Annotated in this window: 5 protein-coding genes; 3 read left to right on the top strand and 2 right to left on the bottom strand. The window is 71.5% G+C overall.

The genetic code is table 11. The features are described from left to right. Positions 1–429: 429 nt before the first annotated feature. The gene (locus tag AOK15_RS30910; protein WP_055521639.1) at positions 430–1,317 is read right to left on the bottom strand and encodes a helix-turn-helix transcriptional regulator; all 888 of its coding nucleotides are present in this window, start codon (positions 1,315–1,317) and stop codon (positions 430–432) included. Positions 1,318–1,418: 101 nt separating this feature from the next. Here AOK15_RS30910 and AOK15_RS30915 point away from each other — a divergent pair, with 101 nt between their 5' ends. Together AOK15_RS30915 and AOK15_RS30920 are read left to right on the top strand one after the other, a co-directional pair. After that, positions 1,419–3,098 carry an AMP-binding protein gene (locus AOK15_RS30915; protein WP_055521640.1) on the top strand — a complete coding sequence of 560 codons (1,680 nt, stop codon included), beginning with the start codon at positions 1,419–1,421 and terminating at the stop codon, positions 3,096–3,098. Then, positions 3,095–4,702 carry an AMP-binding protein gene (locus tag AOK15_RS30920; protein ID WP_055521641.1) on the top strand — a complete coding sequence of 536 codons (1,608 nt, stop codon included), beginning with the start codon at positions 3,095–3,097 and terminating at the stop codon, positions 4,700–4,702. Before AOK15_RS30915 ends, AOK15_RS30920 begins: the two co-directional genes overlap by 4 nt. A gap of 163 nt (positions 4,703–4,865) precedes the next feature. On the opposite strand, the gene AOK15_RS30925 is transcribed toward AOK15_RS30920, so the two are convergent. Next, on the bottom strand, positions 4,866–5,579 hold the full coding sequence (locus tag AOK15_RS30925; RefSeq protein ID WP_185093501.1) for a hypothetical protein: 714 nt from the start codon (positions 5,577–5,579) through the stop codon (positions 4,866–4,868). A 261-nt stretch (positions 5,580–5,840) separates the two neighbouring features. On the opposite strand from AOK15_RS30925, the gene gcl reads away from it, so the two are divergent. Beyond that, a complete protein-coding gene (gene gcl, locus AOK15_RS30930) occupies positions 5,841–7,625 on the top strand; it encodes a glyoxylate carboligase (protein WP_055521642.1) in 1,785 nt (594 codons plus the stop codon). Positions 7,626–7,746: the final 121 nt, after the last annotated feature.

Consider the following 7,746-nt stretch of genomic DNA (forward strand, 5'->3'; position numbering starts at 1 on the left):
GGAGCTGTTCACCGCCGCGCGCGAGCTGCTCCCGCGCCGCGGTGAACAGCTCCTCCCTGCCTATGACCAGGTCGGGGCGGGGTCTCCCAGGCTCCTTGAAGTCCCGATGCACGGGCCACCGCTCCCCTCTGTGTCGTGTCCGGGCCAATATTAGGCAACCAGTCCTTGAATTTCGGAACGCAGCGTGGTGAGGGAAATAACAGGAAGGGTACGGCATAAGGAATTTCACACGCCCGAAACATGAATCCCGAACCATCGCCCGGCCGTCCCTCACCGCCCCGCGCGACCGATGCGCGCCGGCCCTGATCGACTCGGCTCGGCCCCGCGAGGGCCGACGACGGCCTCCGTCCGCCCGTGAGGGCCGACGGCGGACGCCGCTCCACCCCCATCCTCCCTCCGACCCGGCACGCGCCGGGCACCGACGGAGTCCTACGGCAGCAACCCCGCCCGGCGGGCCGCCACCACCGCCTCCAGGCGGGTGTGGGCCTCCAGCTTGCGCATGGCGGAGCGGAGGTAGCCCTTGACCGTCTCGGGGCGCAGGCCGAGGCGGTCGGCGGTGGTGGCGTTGGTCGCGCCGAGCGCCACGCAGGACAGTACGTCCAGCTCGCGGGGGGTGAGGGCGATCCGCGGCCCCGCGGGCGGGGCGGGCGCGTCGGAGCCGGGGGTGTCCGTGGCGGCGGCACCGGCCAGCCGGCCGCACACCTGGAGGAGTTCTTGCCGGAGCTCCGGGTCGTCGATGCGGGGGGCCAGCGCCCGCAGCGCCACATGCGCCTCGCGGACCTCCTCCCACGCCCCCGGTGACCCGTCCTCCGGCGGCCGCGCCGCCGCCAGCAGGTTCCGGGCCTCGTCCCGCACCACCAGGGCCTGCTCCATGTCCCGCGCGGCCTCCATCGCCGCCCCGACCGTGCGGTCGCCCAGCGGCTGCGGTGCGCGCAGGGCGCCGTACAGCACGCCGCGCACCCGGCGCCGTACGACGATGGGGACGGCGAGAACCGAGCGGATGCCCTCGGCGGCGACAGCGGCGTCGTACTCGTGGCTGATCTGCCGGGACGAGGAGTAGTCCGTCACGCAGCAGGGGCGGGCCAGCGCCACCGCCTTGCCGCCCAGCCCGTTCCCGGAGTGCACGGACAGCCCGCTGAGCGAGGTCGTCCGGTTGCCCTGGAGTTCGCTGATGCGCAGTTGCCCGGGACCGGGCTCGACCAGCCCGGCGAAGGCCAGCGGCAGCCCGGTGAGCAGCCGTAAGCGGTTCAGCGCGCCGCGCAAGTCCGTCGAACCCGATGGAGCAGGATCGACGGAACTGAAGGGATCAACTGCCACGAACTCGCCCTTTCCGCGCGGCGCACCCCCGTTCGGGGGTAGTGAGACGCGTATCACGCATTACACGATGTCAGGCGACGGTCCGGCAATGAGGAGGACACATGTCGGCGAGGACGAGCGCCACGGAGGAGTTCCGGGCGGCCAGGGACTTCCTGCTGACCCACAGGGAAGACTACGCCACGGCCTACAAGGGCTTCACGTGGCCGCGCCCCGACTTCTTCAACTGGGCACTCGACTGGTTCGACGAGATCGCACGCGGGAACGACCGCACGGCCCTGCACATCGTCGAGGAGGACGGCACCGAGACCCGGCTGACCTTCGCCGAGATGTCCGAGCGCTCCTCCCGCGTCGCGAACTGGCTGCGCACCCAGGGCGTCCGGGCCGACCACCGGGTCCTCGTCATGCTCGGCAACCAGGCGGAGCTGTGGGAGACCGCCCTCGCCGCGATGAAGCTGCGCGCCGTCGTCATCCCCGCCACCCCGCTGCTCGGCCCCGCCGACCTGCGCGACCGCGTCGAGCGCGGCCGGGTCCGGCATGTGATCGCGCGGGCCGAGGACGCCGCCAAGTTCGACGAGGTGCCCGGCCGCTACACCCGGGTCGCCGTCGGCGGCACCGCGGACGGCTGGCGCCCCTACGAGGACGCCTGCGCGGCCCCCGCCGACTTCACGCCGGACGGCGAGACCAACGCCTCCGACCCGCTGATGCTGTACTTCACCTCGGGCACCACCGCCCGGCCGAAACTGGTCGAGCACACCCATGTGTCGTACCCCGTGGGCCACTTGGCGACGATGTACTGGATCGGCCTGAAACCCGGGGACGTCCACCTCAACATCTCCTCGCCCGGCTGGGCCAAGCACGCCTGGTCCAACCTCTTCGCGCCGTGGAACGCGGAGGCGACCGTCTTCATCCACAACTACACCCGCTTCGACCCGGCCCGGCTGCTGTCGGAGATGGAACGCGCGGGCGTCACCAGCTTCTGCGCCCCGCCCACCGTGTGGCGGATGCTGATCCAGGCCGACCTCACCCAGCTGCGTACCCCGCCCCGCGAGGTCGTCGCCGCGGGCGAGCCGCTCAACCCCGAGGTCATCGAGCAGGTGCGGCGCGCCTGGGGCATCACCATCCGGGACGGCTTCGGCCAGACCGAGACCGCCGTGCAGGTCTCCAACAGTCCGGGCCAGGAGCTGAAGACCGGCTCGATGGGCCGGCCCAGCCCCGGATTCAAGGTCGTCCTCCTCGACCCCGTCTCGGGCGCCCCCGACGTCGACGAGGGCGAGATCGCGCTCGACCTGTCCAACCGCCCCGTGGGCGTGATGACCGGCTACCACGGCGACCCCGACCGCACCGCGGAGGCCATGGCGGGCGGCTACTACCGCACCGGCGACATCGGCTCCCGCGACCAGGACGGCTACATCACCTACGTGGGCCGCGCCGACGACGTGTTCAAGGCGAGCGACTACAAGATCAGCCCGTTCGAGCTGGAGAGCGCCCTGCTGGAGCACGAGGCGGTCGCGGAGGCGGCCGTCGTGCCCGCGCCGGACGCGCTGCGGCTCGCCGTGCCGAAGGCGTACATCGTGCTGGCGGCCGGCTGGGAGCCGGGCCCGGACACCGCGAAGGTCCTCTTCGAGCACTCCCGGACCGTCCTCGCGCCGTACAAGCGGGTCCGCCGGCTGGAGTTCGCCGACCTGCCGAAGACCGTGTCCGGCAAGATCCGCCGTATCGAGCTGCGTGAGGCCACCGCCGAGGGCTCGGACGCCGAGTACCGCGAGGAGGACTTCCGGTGAGCGGCGGCGGGCCCACGGGCGGGTCGTCGTACGCGCACGGGACGAGCGGCACGGCCCTCCTCGGCGACACCATCGGCGCCAACCTCGACCGCGCGGTGGCCGCCTGGCCGGACCGCGAGGTCCTCGTCGACGTGCCGTCCGGGCGGCGCTGGACCTACGCCCGGTTCGCGGCGGACGTCGACCGGCTGGCGTACGCGCTGGTCGCGAGCGGGATCGCCAAGGGCGACCGGGTGGGCATCTGGGCGGTCAACTGCCCGGAGTGGGTGCTCGTCCAGTACGCCACCGCGCGCATCGGCGCGATCATGGTGAACATCAACCCGGCCTACCGCACCCATGAGGTCGAGTACGTCCTCGACCAGGCCGGGGTCTCGCTGCTGTTCGCCTCGCTCAGTCACAAGACGAGCGACTACCGGGCGATGGTGGAGCAGGTGCGCGGGAACTGCCCGCGGCTGCGGGAAACCGTGTACATCGGCGACCCGAGCTGGGACACGCTGATCGCACGCGGGACCCCCGTCCCGTTCGAGGAGCTGTCCTGCGACGACCCGATCAACATCCAGTACACGTCGGGCACCACGGGCTTCCCCAAGGGAGCTACCCTCTCCCACCACAACATCCTCAACAACGGCTACTTCGTGGGCGAGTCGATCGCCTACACCGAGCAGGACCGGGTGTGTGTCCCCGTCCCCTTCTACCACTGCTTCGGCATGGTCATGGGGAATCTCGCCGCCACCTCGCACGGCGCCTGCGTGGTCGTCCCGGCCCCGTCCTTCGACCCTGAGGCCACCCTGGAGGCCGTCCAGCAGGAGCGCTGCACGTCCCTGTACGGCGTGCCGACGATGTTCATCGCGGAGCTGAACCTCCCCGACTTCGCGTCGTACGACCTGTCGTCCCTGCGCACCGGCATCATGGCGGGCTCGCCCTGCCCGGTGGAGGTGATGAAGCGGGTCGTCGCCGACATGCACATGGCCGAGGTGTCCATCTGCTACGGCATGACGGAGACCTCGCCCGTCTCCACCCAGACCCGGCGCGACGACGACCTGGAGCACCGCACCGGCACCGTCGGCCGCGTCCTCCCGCACATCGAGGTGAAGATCGTCGACCCGGCCACCGGGGTCACCCGGCCACGGGGCACCGCGGGAGAGCTGTGCACCCGCGGCTACAGCGTGATGCTCGGCTACTGGGAGGAGCCCGAGAAGACCGCCGAGGCCGTCGACGCCGGCCGGTGGATGCACACCGGGGACCTCGCGGTGATGCGGGAGGACGGGTACGTCGAGATCGTCGGCCGGATCAAGGACATGATCATCCGGGGTGGCGAGAACATCTACCCGCGGGAGATCGAGGAGTTCCTGTACGGCCACCCGGCGATCGCCGACGTCCAGGTGGTCGGCGTGCCGCACGAGCGGTACGGCGAGGAGGTGCTCGCCTGCGTCATCCCGCGCGACCCCGCCCGGCCGCTCACGCTGGAGGAGCTGCGGGCCTTCTGCGACGGGCGGTTGGCGCACTACAAGATCCCGAGCGCGCTGCGCGTCCTGGACGCGTTCCCGATGACGGTGTCGGGGAAGGTCCGCAAGATCGAACTGCGGGAGCGGTACGCGGACGGATAGGCGCGGTACGCGGTCGGACAGGCGGCCTCCCGAGCCCGGACCCCCGGTCGAGCGCGGGGGTCCGCCGGTCGTGCGTGGAGGTCCGCCGGTCGCGCGTGGGGGGTCGTGTGTGGCCCGCGTGTGCGGCCCCCGGTGCCGAACCGTTCGCGTCGTCCGCCAATGATCACGTTCCCGCGCCGGTCGCGACCAGCTCCACCGCGGCCGCGTTCACCGGCTGCGGGGTGCCCGTGAGGTCCAGGACGAACAGGGCGACGCCCAGGCCGTCGGCACGGTCGCGGGCGTCGTCCGTGTATCCGGCGAGCGTGAAGCAGACACAGTCGCAGGACTCGGCCATCGCGGTCAGCCACAGGCATTCGACGTCGCGGGGCGCGGCCGGCTGGACCAGCGGGTGCACCTGCACCAGGACGCCGCGTGCGGCGAGCCCGACGCCGTGCGGCTGGCGCTGGTCGGCCCGGCGGATGTCCTTGTAGCCCAGCCAGCGCAGATAGAGGGCGACGGCGGTGACCGCGTCGCGCGCGGTGCGGATCGTGACCGGCTGGAACGTGGCCCGCGACGCGGCGGGCGCTTCCAAGGGCGGCTCGGCCGGGTCGCCGCCCCCGGTGCCCGACGGCTGGGCGGCGGCCGTGACGGGCACGCGCAGCACGGTCCCACAGGAGCAGCCCAGCTCCGGATGGGGCCACTGGTCCGCGCGTCCACAGCTTCCGCAGCGGACGGTGACCCAGTCCTCGTCCCAGGTGCGGTGGGTGACGTGGACCGGGGCGGCGCGCCGGTTCAGGGGCGGGGCGACCGGGGTGCCGCACGCACAGGGGTAGGCGGGCGCGGCGTACTGGTGCTCCCGCCCGCACTCCGGGCATCGCACCGCCATGGTCTCGCTCATGTCCCACCCCACCACCGAGCACACCGGGTCCCGTCGTGACAGCCCCCTCATCGTCCTCCAGCCGGGGGCCCACCGGCAGGGGAACACCGCGACAGGCGCGGGCGATTCGACGGTCCCGCCCTTGACGGCCTCCCCACCGACTCCTACATTGCTTCCAGATAGCAGAAATCAGTTTCCGTCATACGGAAATCAGGATCACGGAAGTGCTCGCGGCGGGGCGCGACGGGAGCGCGAGTCCGGCAGCTGAAGCAGGAGTACGCAATGGCTCGTATGACCGCTGCCCGCGCGGCAGTCGAGATCCTCAAGCGCGAGGGCGTCAGCGACGCGTTCGGCGTCCCCGGCGCCGCGATCAACCCCTTCTACGCCGCCCTGAAGGCAGCCGGCGGCATCCACCACACCCTCGCCCGCCATGTCGAGGGCGCCTCGCACATGGCCGAGGGCTACACCCGCACCCACCCCGGCAACATCGGGGTCTGCGTCGGCACCTCCGGGCCCGCCGGCACCGACATGATCACCGGGCTCTACTCCGCCACCGGGGACTCCGTCCCCATCCTCTGCATCACCGGCCAGGCACCCACCGCCGTGATCCACAAGGAGGACTTCCAGGCCGTCGACATCGCCTCCATCGCCCGCCCGGTCACCAAGATGGCGGTGACCGTCCTGGAGGCGGCGCAGGTCCCCGGCGTCTTCCAGCAGGCGTTCCACCTGATGCGCTCAGGCCGCCCCGGACCGGTCCTCGTCGACCTCCCGATCGACGTCCAGCTCACCGAGATCGAGTTCGATCCGGAGACGTACGAGCCGCTCCCCGTCTACAAGCCGGCCGCGACCCGCGCCCAGATCGAGAAGGCGATCGGGATGCTCAACGCCGCGAAGCGGCCGTTGATCGTCGCGGGCGGCGGTGTCATCAACGCCGACGCCGGCGAACTGCTCGTCGAATTCGCCGAGTCGACCGGCGTCCCGGTCGTCCCCACCCTCATGGGCTGGGGCGTCCTGCCCGACGACCACGAGCTGAACGCCGGCATGGTCGGCCTGCAGACCTCGCACCGCTACGGCAACGCGACCTTCCTCGCCTCCGACTTCGTCCTCGGCGTCGGCAACCGCTGGGCCAACCGGCACACAGGGAACCTGGACGTCTACACGGCCGGGCGGACGTTCGTCCACGTCGACATCGAACCCACGCAGATCGGCAGGATCTTCGCCCCCGACTACGGCATCGCCTCGGACGCCGGGGCCGCGCTGGAACTCTTCGTCCAGGTGGCGCGGGAGCTGAAGGCCGAGGGCCGGCTACCCGACCGCTCCGCGTGGGCGGCCGAGGCGCAGGACCGCAGGGCCCGCCTCCAGCGCCGTACCCACTTCGACGACGTCCCGATCAAGCCGCAGCGCGTCTACGAGGAGATGAACCGGGCCTTCGGCCCCGAGACCCGGTACGTCACCACCATCGGCCTCTCCCAGATCGCCGGCGCCCAGATGCTGCACGTCCACCGGCCCCGCCACTGGATCAACTGCGGCCAGGCGGGCCCGCTCGGCTGGACCGTCCCCGCCGCGCTCGGCGTCGCCAAGGCCGACCCGGAGGCGTCCGTCGTCGCCCTCTCCGGCGACTACGACTTCCAGTTCATGATCGAGGAGCTGGCCGTCGGGGCGCAGCACAGGATCCCGTACGTCCATGTCCTGGTGAACAACTCCTACCTGGGTCTCATCCGGCAGGCGCAGCGCGCCTTCGACATCGACTTCCAGGTCAACCTGGAGTTCGAGAACGTCAACTCGCCCGAGTTGGGTGTCTACGGCGTCGACCACGTCAAGGTCGCGGAGGGCCTCGGCTGCAAGGCGATCCGGGTGACCGACCCGGCCGACCTGGGCGCCGCCTTCGAGGAGGCGAAGAAGCTCGCCGCGCGGTACCGGGTGCCGGTGGTCGTCGAGGTCATCCTGGAACGGGTCACCGACATCTCGATGTCCACCACGAACGACATCAGCGCCGTCGTGGAGTTCGAGGAACTCGCGACCGAGCCATGGCACGCGCCGACGTCGATCAGGACGCTGAAGGTCTGACAGGGGCATCGTTCTGCACGTGGGCGGGGGCCGTGCGCCGGTGTGACCTCGCATGATGCGAGCCGCTTTGTCACACCGCCGCACGGCCCCCGTTTCCCCCGTGCCCCCCGATCTCTCTCTT

This window comes from Streptomyces ossamyceticus (assembly GCF_001418475.1).
Taxonomy (GTDB): domain Bacteria; phylum Actinomycetota; class Actinomycetes; order Streptomycetales; family Streptomycetaceae; genus Streptomyces; species Streptomyces ossamyceticus.